Source organism: Pseudomonas syringae, from assembly GCF_001698815.1.
Taxonomy (GTDB): Bacteria; Pseudomonadota; Gammaproteobacteria; order Pseudomonadales; family Pseudomonadaceae; genus Aquipseudomonas; species Aquipseudomonas syringae_A.
The window spans coordinates 42,176-56,079 of the sequence record NZ_LGSI01000061.1; the positions used below are offsets into that span (position 1 = coordinate 42,176).

The 13,904-nt window shown below is 56.7% G+C and carries 14 protein-coding genes and 1 tRNA gene; 7 read left to right on the plus strand and 8 right to left on the minus strand.

Annotated features, from left to right (window positions below; all coding sequences use genetic code 11):
- The first annotated feature begins 9 nt into the window (after positions 1–9).
- Complete coding sequence (gene suhB / locus AFK24_RS21555) at positions 10–825, plus strand: type III secretion system regulator SuhB (protein WP_020292187.1); 816 nt, start codon at positions 10–12, stop codon at positions 823–825.
- A 58-nt stretch (positions 826–883) separates the two neighbouring features.
- Here the strand turns inward: suhB and AFK24_RS21560 are convergent, their stop codons facing one another.
- The 6 genes from AFK24_RS21560 to queA all read right to left on the minus strand — a co-directional run bounded on the left by AFK24_RS21560 (position 884) and on the right by queA (position 7,018).
- Positions 884–1,420 carry a glycine zipper 2TM domain-containing protein gene (locus AFK24_RS21560; RefSeq protein ID WP_065835157.1) on the minus strand — a complete coding sequence of 179 codons (537 nt, stop codon included), beginning with the start codon at positions 1,418–1,420 and terminating at the stop codon, positions 884–886.
- Between the two features lie 163 nt (positions 1,421–1,583).
- Positions 1,584–2,495, minus strand: coding sequence for a protein translocase subunit SecF (secF, locus tag AFK24_RS21565; protein ID WP_020292185.1), 912 nt, complete (start codon positions 2,493–2,495; stop codon positions 1,584–1,586).
- Positions 2,496–2,504: 9 nt separating this feature from the next.
- Positions 2,505–4,373 (minus strand): protein translocase subunit SecD, encoded by a 1,869-nt coding sequence (gene secD / locus AFK24_RS21570; protein ID WP_065835158.1) that lies wholly within the window; start codon positions 4,371–4,373, stop codon positions 2,505–2,507.
- Positions 4,374–4,435: 62 nt separating this feature from the next.
- Positions 4,436–4,771 carry a preprotein translocase subunit YajC gene (gene yajC / locus AFK24_RS21575; RefSeq protein ID WP_020292183.1) on the minus strand — a complete coding sequence of 112 codons (336 nt, stop codon included), beginning with the start codon at positions 4,769–4,771 and terminating at the stop codon, positions 4,436–4,438.
- A 52-nt stretch (positions 4,772–4,823) separates the two neighbouring features.
- Positions 4,824–5,939, minus strand: a complete 1,116-nt coding sequence (tgt, locus tag AFK24_RS21580; protein ID WP_139110557.1) for a tRNA guanosine(34) transglycosylase Tgt — start codon at positions 5,937–5,939, stop codon at positions 4,824–4,826.
- A 14-nt stretch (positions 5,940–5,953) separates the two neighbouring features.
- The gene (gene queA / locus AFK24_RS21585) at positions 5,954–7,018 is read right to left on the minus strand and encodes a tRNA preQ1(34) S-adenosylmethionine ribosyltransferase-isomerase QueA (RefSeq protein WP_065835160.1); all 1,065 of its coding nucleotides are present in this window, start codon (positions 7,016–7,018) and stop codon (positions 5,954–5,956) included.
- A gap of 108 nt (positions 7,019–7,126) precedes the next feature.
- On the opposite strand from queA, the gene AFK24_RS21590 reads away from it, so the two are divergent.
- From AFK24_RS21590 to AFK24_RS21605, 5 genes are all read left to right on the plus strand, one after another.
- A tRNA-Leu gene (locus tag AFK24_RS21590) sits at positions 7,127–7,211 on the plus strand.
- 163 nt (positions 7,212–7,374) lie between these two features.
- Entirely contained in the window at positions 7,375–7,821 is a 447-nt protein-coding gene (locus AFK24_RS31635) for a tyrosine-type recombinase/integrase (protein ID WP_240500423.1), read from the plus strand.
- A gap of 18 nt (positions 7,822–7,839) precedes the next feature.
- A complete protein-coding gene (locus tag AFK24_RS31640; RefSeq protein ID WP_430962172.1) occupies positions 7,840–8,703 on the plus strand; it encodes a tyrosine-type recombinase/integrase in 864 nt (287 codons plus the stop codon).
- Between the two features lie 988 nt (positions 8,704–9,691).
- Positions 9,692–10,672, plus strand: a complete 981-nt coding sequence (locus AFK24_RS21600; RefSeq protein WP_065835161.1) for an integrase domain-containing protein — start codon at positions 9,692–9,694, stop codon at positions 10,670–10,672.
- Positions 10,669–10,944: a hypothetical protein gene (locus tag AFK24_RS21605; RefSeq protein WP_065835162.1), complete on the plus strand. Its 276-nt coding sequence runs from the start codon at positions 10,669–10,671 to the stop codon at positions 10,942–10,944. Before AFK24_RS21600 ends, AFK24_RS21605 begins: the two co-directional genes overlap by 4 nt.
- Before the next feature lie 85 nt (positions 10,945–11,029).
- Here AFK24_RS21605 and AFK24_RS21610 read toward each other — a convergent pair whose 3' ends face one another.
- Complete coding sequence (locus tag AFK24_RS21610; RefSeq protein WP_240500424.1) at positions 11,030–11,572, minus strand: 3-demethoxyubiquinol 3-hydroxylase; 543 nt, start codon at positions 11,570–11,572, stop codon at positions 11,030–11,032.
- A gap of 867 nt (positions 11,573–12,439) precedes the next feature.
- Between AFK24_RS21610 and AFK24_RS21620 the strand changes: the two genes are divergently transcribed.
- A complete protein-coding gene (locus AFK24_RS21620; RefSeq protein WP_065835164.1) occupies positions 12,440–12,922 on the plus strand; it encodes a GNAT family N-acetyltransferase in 483 nt (160 codons plus the stop codon).
- 63 nt (positions 12,923–12,985) lie between these two features.
- Here the strand turns inward: AFK24_RS21620 and AFK24_RS21625 are convergent, their stop codons facing one another.
- Positions 12,986–13,378 (minus strand): hypothetical protein, encoded by a 393-nt coding sequence (locus AFK24_RS21625; RefSeq protein ID WP_139110556.1) that lies wholly within the window; start codon positions 13,376–13,378, stop codon positions 12,986–12,988.
- Positions 13,379–13,904: the final 526 nt, after the last annotated feature.

Sequence of the window (13,904 nt, forward strand, 5' to 3'; positions counted from 1 at the left end):
GAAACGTCCATGCAGCCCATGCTGAATATCGCGCTGCGCGCCGCCCGCAGCGCCAGCGAATTGATTTTCCGCTCCATCGAGCGCCTGGATACCATCAAGGTCGATGAAAAAGGTGCGAAAGATTACGTCACCGAAATCGATCGTGCTGCCGAGCAACTGATCGTGACCGCCTTGCGCAAGGCTTATCCGACTCACGGCATCCTTGGTGAAGAAAGCGGCCTGCATGAAGGCTCCGGCGAAGGCGCCGACTACCTGTGGATCATCGATCCGCTGGACGGCACCACCAACTTCATTCGCGGCGTACCGCACTTTGCCGTCAGCATCGCCTGCAAACACAAGGGCCGTCTGGCTCACGCAGTGGTTCTCGATCCGGTTCGCCAGGAAGAGTTCACCGCAAGTGCCGGCGGCGGCGCGCAACTCAACGGTCGCCGCATGCGCGTCAGCCCGCGCACCAGCCTTGAAGGCGCCCTGCTCGGCACCGGTTTCCCGTTCCGTGACAACCAGATGGATAACCTGGAAAACTACCTGGGCATGTTCCGCAGCCTGGTAGGCCAGACTGCTGGCATCCGTCGCGCAGGCGCTGCAAGCCTGGACCTGGCCTACGTGGCCGCCGGTCGTTTCGATGCGTTCTGGGAATCGGGCCTGTCCGAATGGGACATGGCTGCAGGCGCCCTGCTGATTCAGGAAGCAGGCGGTTTGGTCAGCGACTTCACAGGCGGTCACGACTTCCTGGAAAAAGGCCACATCGTTGCTGGCAACACCAAATGCTTCAAGGCCGTGCTGACCTCCATCGCACCGCACTTGCCTGCATCGCTGAAGCGCTAAGTCTCGGCGCAATAAAAAAACCGGCCTTGGCCGGTTTTTTTACGCCTGGGATAAAAAACTACTGCTGACCCAGAACCAATTGACCTTCCTTGTTGACTGGAATCTGGTTGCCCGGATCGCGCTCCATACGCACCTGACCAATCTTGTCGTTCAGCTTGTACTTCACGTCATAACCCACAACCTTGTCGCTGATGTCATTGACCGTGTTGCAGCGAGTCTGCGTCGTGGTGTAGGTATCGCGGTTCTGCATGCCTTCCTGAACCTTGTTACCGGCATATCCGCCACCGACCGCGCCAGCGACCGTCGCAAGCTTCTTGCCGTTACCGCCGCCGACCTGATTGCCCAGCAAACCACCGGCAACCGCACCGATAACGCTGCCGACGATCTGGTGCTGGTCCTTGACCGGCGCCTGACGTGTCACGGCTACATCCTTGCACACTTCACGCGGCGTCTTGATTTGCTGTTTGACAGGTTCGACTGCCAAAACTTCAGCATATTCAGGGCCGCTTTTAACGAGGCTGTAGGTGGCAACAGCACCGCCGGCAGTAACTACGGCAGCACCCAGCACAGCACCAACAAGCAACGATTTGTTCACGTGAACCTCCTGACCATCTCAAGCGCAGTGACCTGCGCGACTTGGGTCTACTGCCCGTTCAGCGCGAGCCGCGTGGCGGTTTACAGACCCAAACCTTGGAGCACAAAAAAAGGCGCGAGTTCAAAACTCGCGCCTTTCAGGTCATTGGTGTGAACGCGTCGCGTTATGGACGGTCGTCCACCTTCTCGGCGACCACTGGAGGAATCAGATCCTCCGAGGACAGGTTCAGCCAGATCAGCACCACGTTGGCGATATAGATCGACGAGTAGGTACCCGCCAATACGCCAATGAACAGCGCCACCGAGAAACCGTGCAGGCTGTCGCCACCAAATACCCACAGTGCAACGATCGCCAGCAAGGTCGAAACCGAGGTCGCAATCGTACGCAGCAGGGTTTGCGTAGTAGAGATGTTGATGTTTTCGATCAACGAAGCCTTACGCAACAGACGGAAGTTTTCCCGGACCCGGTCGAAGACGACGATGGTGTCGTTCAGCGAGTAACCTATGATCGCCAGCACCGCCGCCAACACCGTGAGGTCGAAGGTGATCTGGAAGAACGACAGGATACCCATGGTCACGACCACGTCGTGGATCAGCGAGATGATTGCACCTACGGCGAACTTCCACTGGAAGCGAAACGCCAGGTAGATCAATACGCCGCCCAGCGCCATGAGCATGCCGAGACCGCCCTGGTCGCGCAGCTCTTCACCGACCTGCGGGCCGACAAATTCGACACGCTTGACGGTCGCCGGGTTATCGGCGCCCGACTTGCGCAGCGCATCGGCTACCTGAGTACCCAGTTGCGGATCTTCGCCGGGCATACGCACCAGCAGATCGGTGGTCGCGCCAAAACTCTGCACGACCGCGTCGTGATAACCGGCGGTTGCCAGTTCTTCACGTACCTTGCCCAGATCCGCAGGACGCTCGTAGGTCAGCTCGATGAGCGTACCGCCGGTGAAATCCAGACCGTAGTTCAGCCCTTTGGTGGCCCAGCTGAACAACGCCAGGACGGTAAGGAGCATGGTGACGGCGAACGCAATATTGCGCACACCCATGAAGTTAATGGTACGTAACATGTCAGCCCCTTAAATCCACAACTTCTTGAAGTCACGTCCGCCGTAGATCAGGTTGACCATTGCGCGGGTCACCATGATGGCACTGAACATCGAGGTAAAGATGCCGAGCGACATGGTCACAGCAAAACCTTTGACCGGGCCGGTGCCCATCGCAAAGAGAATGCCGCCGACCAGCAGCGTGGTCAGGTTGGCGTCGAGAATCGCGGTATAGGCGCGATCGAAACCTTCGTTGATCGCCCGCTGCACCGTCATGCCGTTGGCAACCTCCTCACGAATACGCGAGAAGATCAGCACGTTGGCGTCCACCGCCATGCCCATGGTCAGCACGATACCGGCGATACCCGGCAGGGTCAGCGTCGCACCCAGCAAGGACATCAAGGCCAGCAGCATGACCATGTTCAGCGCCAGGGCAACCGTGGCGATCAGACCGAAGAAACGGTAGATGGCCATGATGAACAGCGAGACGAACAGCATGCCCCACAGCGAAGCGTCGATGCCCTTGGTGATGTTGTCAGCACCCAGGCTCGGGCCAATGGTGCGCTCTTCTGCGAAGTACATCGGTGCAGCCAGACCACCGGCACGCAACAGCAGCGCCAGCTCAGAAGCTTCACCCTGGCCGTTCAGACCGGTGATCCGGAACGAACTGCCCAGCGGCGACTGAATGGTCGCCAGGCTGATGATCTTCTTCTCTTCCTTGAAGGTCTGAACCGGCACGTCTTTCTCTACGCCGTTGACCGTTTGCTTGGTGTAGGTAGTGGTCGGTTTCTGCTCGATGAAGATCACCGCCATGCTGCGACCCACATTGCTGCGCGTCGAGCGGCTCATCAGATCGCCACCATGGCCATCCAGCGTGATGTTCACTTGCGGACGACCGTGCTCGTCGAAGCCAGCCTTGGCGTCGGTCACCTGGTCACCGGTGATGATCAGGCCACGCTCAACCGGAGCTGCCGGACGACCGCCTTCGCGGAACTCGAACATCTCGGTAGTGGCTTTGGAATCATCAGGACCCGCGCCCAGACGGAACTCAAGGTTGGCGGTCTTGCCCAGAATACGCTTGGCTTCTGCAGTGTCCTGCACGCCCGGCAGCTCAACCACGATGCGGTTGGCGCCCTGACGCTGAACCAAAGGCTCGGCAACACCCAGCTCGTTGACCCGGTTACGCACGGTGGTCAAGTTCTGCTTGATCGAGTATTCGCGAATCTCGGCCACTTTGGCCGGAGTCATCGCCAGACGCAGCACGGGAATCCCGTTCAGATCGGCCGGGACGATATCGAAATCGGTGAAATTCTTGCGAATCAGTGTACGGGCTTCATCGCGAGCGGCTTCATCACTGAAACCCAGCTGAATAGCGCCGTTGAGTTGCGGCAGGCTGCGATAGCGCGATTTTTCCTTGCGCAACAGGCTTTTCACTTCGCCTTCATAAACTTTCATGCGCGCGTCGAGCGCCTTGTCCATGTCGACTTCCAGCAGGAAGTGCACACCACCGGACAAGTCCAGACCCATCTTCATCGGGCTGGCACCCAGATGACGCAGCCATGTCGGCGTGGTTCGGGCCAGGTTCAGTGCGACGACATAGTCATCACCCAAAGCCTTGCGCGCGACGTCCTTGGCCGGCAACTGGTCTTCTTGCTTGCTCAGACGCAACAAACCGCCTTTGCCATTCTCAGCCAGGGAGGAAGCCTTGACCGCGATACCTGCATCGGCAAGCGCCTTGCCTACGCGATCGAGGTCAGCCTGATTGACCTGCAACGCCGTACTCGCGCCGGTGATCTGGATCGCCGCATCATCAGGATAGAGATTGGGTGCGGAATAAATAAAACCGACCACCAGCACCGCCAGGATCAGTACGTATTTCCACAGAGGGTATTTGTTCAGCATCACGCCGCCCGTATAACGCGGGGCGCCTTGCGCGCCCCGTCGATTGGTAAAAGACTGAAACCTTAGATCGCTTTCAGGGTGCCCTTTGGCAGGGTGGCGGCAATAGCGCCCTTCTGAATTTTCAGCTCAACAGTGTCGGACACTTCGATAACTACGAAGTCATCGGTCACTTTGTTGATCTTGCCAGCGATACCGCCGGAGGTGACAACTTCGTCGCCCTTCTGCAAGTTGCCGAGCAGGTTCTTCTGCTCTTTGGCGCGCTTGGCCTGCGGACGCCAGATCATCAGATAGAAGATGACCAGGAAACCGACCAGGAAAATCCATTCAAAGCCACCGCCCATAGGGCCTGCGGCCGGTGCAGCAGCATCCGCGAAAGCGGAAGAGATGAAAAAGCTCATTTAGCACTCCAGTTGCAAAATTAATAAGAAAAGCTGAAAAAACTCAGTTCAATCAATCCAAAGGCGGCACGGGAAGGCCGCGTTTAGCGTAGAAGGCATCGACAAAGGCGGCCAATGTACCCTGTTGAATAGCCTCGCGCAAACCAGCCATAAGCAGCTGGTAATGCCGCAAATTATGGATCGTATTGAGCATGCTCCCCAGCATTTCGCCGCACTTGTCCAGATGATGCAGATAAGCACGGGAGAAGTTCTTGCAGGTGTAGCAATCGCACGTCGGATCCAGCGCCGAATCATCATGACGATGGAACGCGTTACGGATCTTCAGCACACCTGTATCAATGAACAAATGACCGTTGCGGGCATTGCGGGTCGGCATCACGCAATCGAACATGTCGATTCCGCGGCGCACACCCTCCACCAGATCTTCCGGCTTGCCTACACCCATAAGGTAACGAGGTTTGTCAGGCGGCATCTGGCCGGGCAGATAATCCAGCACTTTGATCATCTCGTGCTTGGGTTCGCCCACCGACAGACCGCCAATCGCCAGGCCGTCGAAGCCGATCTGATCCAGCCCTTCGAGGGAGCGCATGCGCAGGTTTTCATGCATGCCGCCCTGCACGATACCGAACAGCGCTGCGGTGCTTTCGCCGTGAGCGATCTTCGAGCGCTTGGCCCAGCGCAGGGACAATTCCATGGACACCCGGGCGACATCTTCATCGGCCGGATAAGGCGTGCATTCGTCAAAGATCATCACGATGTCCGAGCCCAAGTCACGCTGGACCTGCATCGACTCTTCCGGCCCCATGAACACCTTGGCGCCATCGACTGGGGAAGCGAAGGTCACGCCCTCTTCCTTGATCTTGCGCATCGCACCGAGGCTGAACACCTGGAAGCCGCCGGAGTCGGTCAGAATCGGCCCGCTCCACTGCATGAAATCGTGCAGATCACCGTGAGCCTTGATGACTTCGGTGCCCGGACGCAGCCACAAATGGAACGTGTTGCCGAGGATCATCTGCGCGCCGGTGGCTTCGATGTCCCGTGGCAGCATGCCCTTGACCGTACCATAAGTGCCCACCGGCATGAACGCCGGGGTTTCGACCACGCCGCGCGGAAAGGTCAGACGACCACGACGCGCCTTGCCGTCAGTGGCCAACAACTCGAAAGACATACGACTGGTGCGGGTCATGCGTGATCCTCTGGGCCCGATGCCGCAGGAGCGGTCGGCGCGGGATTGCGGGTGATGAACATCGCATCACCGTAACTGAAGAAGCGGTAGCCATGCTCGACCGCTGCCGCATAGGCAGCCATGGTCTCGGGGTAACCGGCGAACGCCGAAACCAGCATCAACAGCGTGGATTCAGGCAGATGAAAGTTGGTCACCAGAGCATCGACCACATGAAACGGACGCCCCGGAAAAATAAAAATATCGGTATCGCCGCTGAACGGCTTCAACACGCCGTCGCGGGCCGCGCTTTCCAGCGAACGCACGCTGGTGGTGCCCACGGCAATCACCCGCCCGCCGCGTTCGCGACAGGCCGCCACCGCATCGACGACTTCCTGGCTGACTTCCAGCCACTCGTTGTGCATGTGGTGATCTTCCAGACGCTCGACGCGCACCGGCTGAAACGTCCCCGCGCCGACGTGCAACGTCACGAACGCCAGCTCGACGCCTTTGGCAACGATGGCATCCAGCAGCGGCTGATCGAAATGCAGGCCCGCCGTCGGCGCAGCCACCGCACCGGCGCGCTCGGCATAGACCGTCTGATAACGCTCGCGGTCGGCGCTGTCGTCAGGGCGGTCTATATAAGGAGGCAGCGGCATATGCCCGACGCGTTCAAGCAACGGCAAGACCGGTTCGGCGAAACGCAGCTCGAACAGCGTGTCATGGCGCACCACCATCTCGGCCTCGCCACCGCCATCGATCACGATCGTCGAGCCCGGCTTGGGCGACTTGCTCGACCGCACGTGGGCCAGCACGCGATACGTGTCCAGAACCCGCTCAACCAGAATCTCCAGCTTGCCGCCGGACGCCTTCTGGCCGAACAGACGGGCCGGAATCACACGGGTATTGTTGAACACCATCAAATCGCCGGGGCGCACATGCTCCAGCAAATCAGAGAAATGACGATGTGCCAGCGCGCCGCTAACCCCGTCCAGGGTCAACAAACGACTGCTGCGGCGCTCGGCCAAAGGATGGCGAGCGATCAGGGAATCAGGGAGTTCGAAGGTAAAGTCAGCAACGCGCATGATGGGGTTCGTCTAGCAGGGCCGTGAAGTTTAGCGGAAGAAGACAAAATTGACCATGAAAGGTGATTGACCAACGGTAATACCGTCTGTAGACTTCGCCGCCATTGAGCCCTGATGGCGGAATCGGTAGACGCGGCGGATTCAAAATCCGTTTTCGAAAGGAGTGGGAGTTCGAGTCTCCCTCGGGGCACCATTTGCAGTACATAGACGACTACCAGCGTCTACAGAACATCCCTAGAGCCCGCTAACTGCGGGCTTTTTGGTCTCTGGGGTGCCACCCCCATCTCTTGCAAGCTAGCCTCTTTTTGGTACATTTTCTGTACATATTCCAGTTCGAGAACCGGAGGTGTACAGCGATGCCATTGACCGCCTTGCAAATCAAAGCGTCCAAGCCTGCCGACAGACCGTTCACCTTGAGTGATAGTTCGGGTCTTGCCCTGCTGGTGAAACCCAACGGCAGCAAGTACTGGCACTTCCGGTACACCTACCAGGGTCGAGCGGCGCGCATGTCACTGGGCGTTTATCCGCATATCTCCTTGCAGGAAGCTCGTGAACGAGCCGTCGAATGTCGCAACCTACTCAAGCAAGGCACCAACCCCGGCACCAAACGCCGCGATGACAAGCTGCGACAGCAGGAGGCCGGGCTCAACACCTTCAGGAGAGCCGCGGAGTACTGGTACCAATTCAAAGCGGACTCCGGCCGCAGCAGCGCGACGCTGAAAAAGATCCGCGACTATCTCGATAAGGATTTACTGCCCGCTCTCGGCGAGAAGCAACTGGAGCTCATTACTCGAAGCGACTGAGCAAAGCTGCAGGCTTGCATCGAAAAACGAGGCGCCTTCAATGTTGCGGACAAGACCCGGACCTGGCTGAAACAGATTTTCAGTCAAGCCATTGCACGCGGCCTGTGCGAACACAATCCAGCCTCCGAACTCCATGCCATTGCGATAGCCCCACCGCCCACTCAACACTACCCACATCTGCACGAACACGAACTACCTGAGTTTCTCCGGGCCTTAAGCAAGACCACCAGCCGGCTACCAGCGAGGATTGCATCATGGATGACAATTCTGACGGCTAGCCGCCCCGGCATGGTTCGCTATGCAAAATGGGAAGAGATCGATTTCGAGGAAGGGATATGGACCATCCCGGCCGCCCGCATGAAGATGCGCAGAGATTACGTCAGCCCTCTACCTCATCAATTGATCGCCATGCTTACCAAACTGAATCAAAGCACTGGACGCAGCCGGTATCTATTCCCTGGCAATGGTGAAAAGCAGCCAGTCATCAGTGAAAACACGATCAACCTGGTGTTCGCCAAGATCGGCTATAAAGGACGACTCGTCAGCCATGGCACTCGTCATACCGCAAGCACGCTGCTGCGCGAACATGGCTGGCTGAAGGATCATGTCGAAAGCCAGCTGGCTCACGTCGAGGGCGGTATCTCTGGTGAGTACAATCAAGCCCTATACCTGCCGCAACGTCGGATCATGATGCAGTGGTATGCAGACTATCTCGATGCCCTCAAAGAAGGCATTACAGCCAACCTTCGCGATCAATTTGATACTCGCGTTAATCAATTCCTAGCACGCCCTTCTGCACCGCCTCTAACAGCATCCCATGCACACAAAGATGATCATCTCCAAAAGTTGCCTATCGAGACAGACTCAACCGCGACTCAGTGATCACGTGACGCCTCACCAATTCGATCCGGTCGACGACAACATCATCGCCTTGCAAAACTACGGTGGCGCATTCCAACACTGGCAAGACGGTGAGATCTTCACAGCCCAGCCTTCCACGCGGGTCCATCCAAGCAGGGCTGCAAAGCCGCCCCGCTTGGATGGACCTCACTTAAAAAATCTAAAGCCCATACAGCTGTCTGTGGAAAACCACTGATTTCCACCGGTGGATAATTTCATCCACAGCCGCAGAACTCCCGATAATTCGAGCCTTGACCCAAATTATCCACAGGCGTAGAAAAGATCGGGCAAAGCGCTGTCGTTGACAGCAACCCAGGTAGCCAGAACCTTTAAGGCTACGCCACACCGTGGTGGTTCTCCCAAAGTGCGATTAGTGTCCGGCGGCTCCCACGCTCACAGCGATGTGATGGATGCCTACTTTTACCAGTGTGCCCACTGCGGCAACTTCCCCCTTTCATAGCTGCCTTGCAGCAACCTATCCGCTTGGCCATTTCCTTGCGCCAACCTGCGCCCGTCTCTTTCTCCCGGAAAGAGACGGGCGCTCCTACCGCTGCTGCAGCCCAACTCGTACAAGGCTTTGCGGCATTCCCCCTCGTGACAATCGGCGTGACAAACACCGAAGTCGCCAGCAACAGCGATGCAGATGATGGTGCCGCAGCCCACGGAATGGACTGCACCTGACTGACAGTCAGGCATGCCCCGGTCATCGCATCACTGCCTTCACCCGGCTCAAGATCTCGCGGCGTTGGTCTCGTCAGCCAATGCAGCCTCCACCCGCCCACTTCCTTGGAAGTGTTCAGGAGGCCAGATCATGAGATGCCCAGGCTCCCGGTCGTAAAGAGCCGCCAGTCCCGCGCTAGTGGACAACCCTCACAGGTCGCAGGGGCCTTGATCCCTGATAACACTCAACATTCTTGGCGGGATGACGTGGGGAAGGTTTTACAAGTGTGGCTTACAGAGGAGTTTGGTCATGGGATTGGTCGGTAGACGGGAGGGGCGTAATTTTGGCTATGGCCGGCAATTGAGCTATGCCGGGCCGCAGGCACTGAAAGACCTGTTTGGCGGTGGGCATTACGGGACGGCCAAAGCACACAGTGATCGTTGGCAGACGTTCGTGCGCTGGTGTCGGTCGGAGGATGGCCCGGGAATTAATGATGCACGGCAGATTGATCGGCAGACCTTGCTGGATTACGCGGAGCATCTGCGTCACCTGGTTGAGCGCAGCGATCTCGCCATCGCCACTGCGCAAAACCGATTGTCCAGCGTCAATCGGACCCTGGCAGCGCTTCGCGGTGATCAGTATGTGAAAGTACCGAGTCCGAGCAAGGCGCTAGGAATGCGGCGCACCAGTGTTCGTCGTTCGGTGCCGCAAGGCCAAGACCGCGAACATGTGAAGAGGGTCGTAGAGGTGCTTTGCGCACACCAGCAGCCGCGTGCCGCGGCCATCGCTCAATTAGCGCGAGCCACCGGCATGCGCTTACGTGAGGCCATTTTGGCCGACCTTCCGCGCTTAAAACGTGAGGCCGAACAATACGGCAAGATCAACATCCAGGATGGCACCAAGGGGGGCCGCTCAGGTGCCTCGGCACCTCGCTGGATCAGGGCGGATGATCATATTCGCGAGGCGCTGAGATTCGCCGAACAGGTCTCACCCGACGGTAGCCGCAACCTACTTGCACCGAACGAAACCTACCTCGATTTCCAACGAGGAATCGTCCGTCCTGCACGGGACATCCTCCATCAGTACAACCTCAAAGGCTTCCACGAATTGCGTGCAGCCTATGCTTGCGAACGCTATGAGCAAATCACCCACCATCCCGCCCCCATCAACGGTGGCCATTGCTATCAACTCGACCGACGTCTCGATCGGGAAGCCCGAGTACAAATCAGCTATGAGCTGGGGCACAACCGTATCGTCGTGGTGGCCGCTTACATTGGTGGTCGCGCATGAGCACGGCATTCGATATGGATCTGTTCCTGGCGGGCGTCCTGACCGGGTCGCATACCACGCGCCAACGCCACTTGCGTCAGGCGAAGGCCATCCAAACAGCGATCGCTGAGCGCTGGCAACGCGACAATCCATGGACTTGGCAGAGAAAACACCTTGCGTGGTTTTTGAATCACCACCTAAACCAGCACACTCAATCGACGCGCTATTACTATTTGCTGACCATGCAATTACTCACTCATCGCTTAGGAAAATCCTGGCAGTTCAACCTCTAAACGAAGGTCAGAAAACGGCCAAAAGCGGTCAGTTGTTTGTCTAAAAAGATTGCGGTAGTGAAACGGGCCAGTTACACCCAGCTTTCTAAGAACGCATACCCATCCAGATTACAGCCTCAGTCCATGCAGTCACCATCGGTGCCAATACCCTGAACCAGGGATCGCGCACATCAATCTGCGCTGCTGAGTGGTCATGGTGGTGCTGCTCCTCCGCCACTATCGAAGTAATGGCCGCTACCGCATGGAGATCGATATTGCCCAGCACATCAAGTTGATGAGCCAGGTGCTTGAGCACCACACTTTCAACCGCGACGGTAGTAGCGACAATGGCTTTGCGGCCACAAATGCCAGTAACTAGACCCAACGCCAGACCGCCGATGCCACACAACCAATAACTACGGCAGCGGGGATAACTGCGGCGTTGCAGTTCCTCCTGAAAAACCGCCCGATGACGGCGCTCGTGGGAGAGGAACTCCTTAAGTTCATTCACCATGCTTGGGATGAAAAGCCGAGCCATAAACAACTGTCCGCTATAGATACAGATCGCACCATGCTCGCCCGCATGGTCAACCTTCATCATGCGGTTGCCGAGGTCTTCGCCCTTAGCCGTGTAATGTGGTGAATTCACTATGAGTTTTCTTGTTCGAGGGGCTCGGTCATCGGGCCTGTCCTTGCTCTTGAACCGGCATCGTGCAGCAACAACAAGCAGAGAAGCAAGTGAGTTCACAGAGCTAATCACCATCAACGATTTGGCAGATACTCAACCAGCTGACAGACCTCTCGGGGAGCGATTTCAGCAGGGCTGCGAACGGCCATAAGCAGTCCGTCCCGAAGGACGGCTTTCGACCCGAAGCAGCCGGTCAGAATCGGCAGAAATCGGCCGTGCGCACAAAAACGTAATCAGGAACATCAACTAACAATGGATAACGCTATGACGGCTCGGTGCCCCAGCTGTGGCCACATCCCCATCAGGGTGCCGCCAACCCATAAGTGCCCCGAATGCGGAGTCTTTTCGCATGAGTGGCTGATTTATGACTGGGAAAGCTTTGCCTCCTCCAGACGTCAGCACCTCAAATGCAATATTTTAATAATCAGCATGGTAGTCATTAACATAGTCGCCCTGGTGACGTTTGCATCCACCAATGTCTATTTCTGGATGCTAAACGTTCTATCTATTCCAGCCACGATCAGTTTGTTTCTATGCCTCAACGATCTTCGAGGGCAAGCGGAGTACGAAGGGCATAACAGTCGCGCTGTTTTACCTTGGTTTGCGGGGTTCACGGGATTCTGACCAGTATCTCTGCTTCTGGCCGATTTCTGCCTTTCCTAAGGGCCGCTTTCGGCCCAGAGTGTGTAAAAACGCACTGATGCACCGTCGGAGCGCAGCGACGACGGTTGTAGCTGAGCAATTGGCGAAACAAGGCCTGCGAATCATCACTGCGGCTTTGGAGCCCTCTATACTGGCCTCCCCAGGATGGTAGTTGGAGCACAAAATATGCCCGTCACACCCAATCAAAATTCCCCAATCATTTTGGTCCTAGCTCAACAAAGCGACTTGGATAATCTTGTAGCCATTCGAATTGAGGCCATGCGCGAAAGTCTGGAGCGTGTTGGGCGATTTGATCCAGTCCGCGCGCGCGAGCGGTTTCTTAGCGGTTTTGAAGCTCGCAACACACGCTACATCGAGGCGTCTGGAGAGAGGGTTGGTTTCGTAGTGGTCAAGCATCACCAAAATGAACTCTTGCTCGACCACTTGTATGTGAGACCGAGCGCGCAAGGATCAGGTGTAGGGGCTGCTGTTCTCACTCAGATTTTCAAAGAGGCGGATGCGGCTGCGCTCCCTATTAAAGTTGGTGCTCTCAAAGAAAGCGCTTCGAATCGCTTTTATACCAGCCATGGCTTCCAATTCATCGAAAGCAGTGAATTCGACAATTATTATGTTCGTCAGAGTGTTCCGGCGATTGGCCCAGATTGCTAGCTGGATATGATGCACCTCGACGTACGTTTTGACACACTCTGGACCCAAAGCGGACGTTGGCACCTAATAGGGATCATCGTGTATGCGCCACGTCTTGCTCTGCGGCAAGTACGTCACAAACGGCGTTTGCTCCGAGTTTTCTGGCGTAATGTGTGCAGAGAGTTCCAGAGCCTCCGCCAAGTTCTCGACAAATGACAGCACTCTCTCATGCTCCGATGGGCCAGTAATTTCCTTGGGCGAGATGTCGAGCTCCAGCTGCTCGGCAATGAAGAAGTGACAGCAAATTTCAACCGGGCCGTCTAATAAAATCGACAAGACGCCAGAACCTTCGCGATTTCCCAGAACGCTGTGTGATCCCGGGAATGGGGCCGCCACTCCGTCAAAAGTGTACGAGTATTTGTAACGGCTTAGCAGTTGATCGAAACGATCCCAGTGCACAGCTTCGGTATTCTGCACATATATATCCCGGAGCGATCCATCGCGTTCCCATAGTCCTGCTACCTCGTGGAAGTTTGGTTTCATGAAAGTAGATGATCAACTAGTGGATTGGGGGTTCACTGTCCGCTTTTGGCCGTCTGCTGCCTGTCGCCACGGCAGCTTTTGGCGGATTCCTACCTATTCTCGACGGAGGGGATGATCAACAACGTTCGAATTCGGGAGGTTTACCATTCCGTATGCGGCTCTGAATTACTTGCAGACCGACAACGTGCTGACATCTAAAAAATCCCGAGTTCGATTCCACCGAACGCCATAACTAGCTGATTTGTTTATAGTTACTAGTTGGGGTACGCCGAATTTTCCAGCGAACTCCAGATGCCCGAAAAACCTACTCTCGCCGAAACATACCGTTCGTCTGGTGCCGCACCACATTAGGCTCCATTGCATTCCACCGAATGCTCTGGAAGCCCCGAAAACCCGCCCTTTGGCGGGTTTTTTCGTTCCAGGACCCTCTGTCGGGATCCAACAAAATCCCCCTTCCCCG

Excerpts from the sequence above, each read along its gene's own strand:
- suhB (WP_020292187.1), top strand. The coding sequence starts at position 10 with ATGCAGCCCATGCTGAATATCGCGCTGCGCGCCGCCCGCAGCGCCAGC.
- secF (WP_020292185.1), bottom strand. The coding sequence starts at position 2,495 with ATGTTACGTACCATTAACTTCATGGGTGTGCGCAATATTGCGTTCGCC.
- secD (WP_065835158.1), bottom strand. The coding sequence starts at position 4,373 with ATGCTGAACAAATACCCTCTGTGGAAATACGTACTGATCCTGGCGGTG.
- yajC (WP_020292183.1), bottom strand. The coding sequence starts at position 4,771 with ATGAGCTTTTTCATCTCTTCCGCTTTCGCGGATGCTGCTGCACCGGCC.
- tgt (WP_139110557.1), bottom strand. The coding sequence starts at position 5,939 with ATGTCTTTCGAGTTGTTGGCCACTGACGGCAAGGCGCGTCGTGGTCGT.
- queA (WP_065835160.1), bottom strand. The coding sequence starts at position 7,018 with ATGCGCGTTGCTGACTTTACCTTCGAACTCCCTGATTCCCTGATCGCT.
- AFK24_RS31635 (WP_240500423.1), top strand. The coding sequence starts at position 7,375 with ATGCCATTGACCGCCTTGCAAATCAAAGCGTCCAAGCCTGCCGACAGA.
- AFK24_RS21600 (WP_065835161.1), top strand. The coding sequence starts at position 9,692 with ATGGGATTGGTCGGTAGACGGGAGGGGCGTAATTTTGGCTATGGCCGG.
- AFK24_RS21605 (WP_065835162.1), top strand. The coding sequence starts at position 10,669 with ATGAGCACGGCATTCGATATGGATCTGTTCCTGGCGGGCGTCCTGACC.
- AFK24_RS21620 (WP_065835164.1), top strand. The coding sequence starts at position 12,440 with ATGCCCGTCACACCCAATCAAAATTCCCCAATCATTTTGGTCCTAGCT.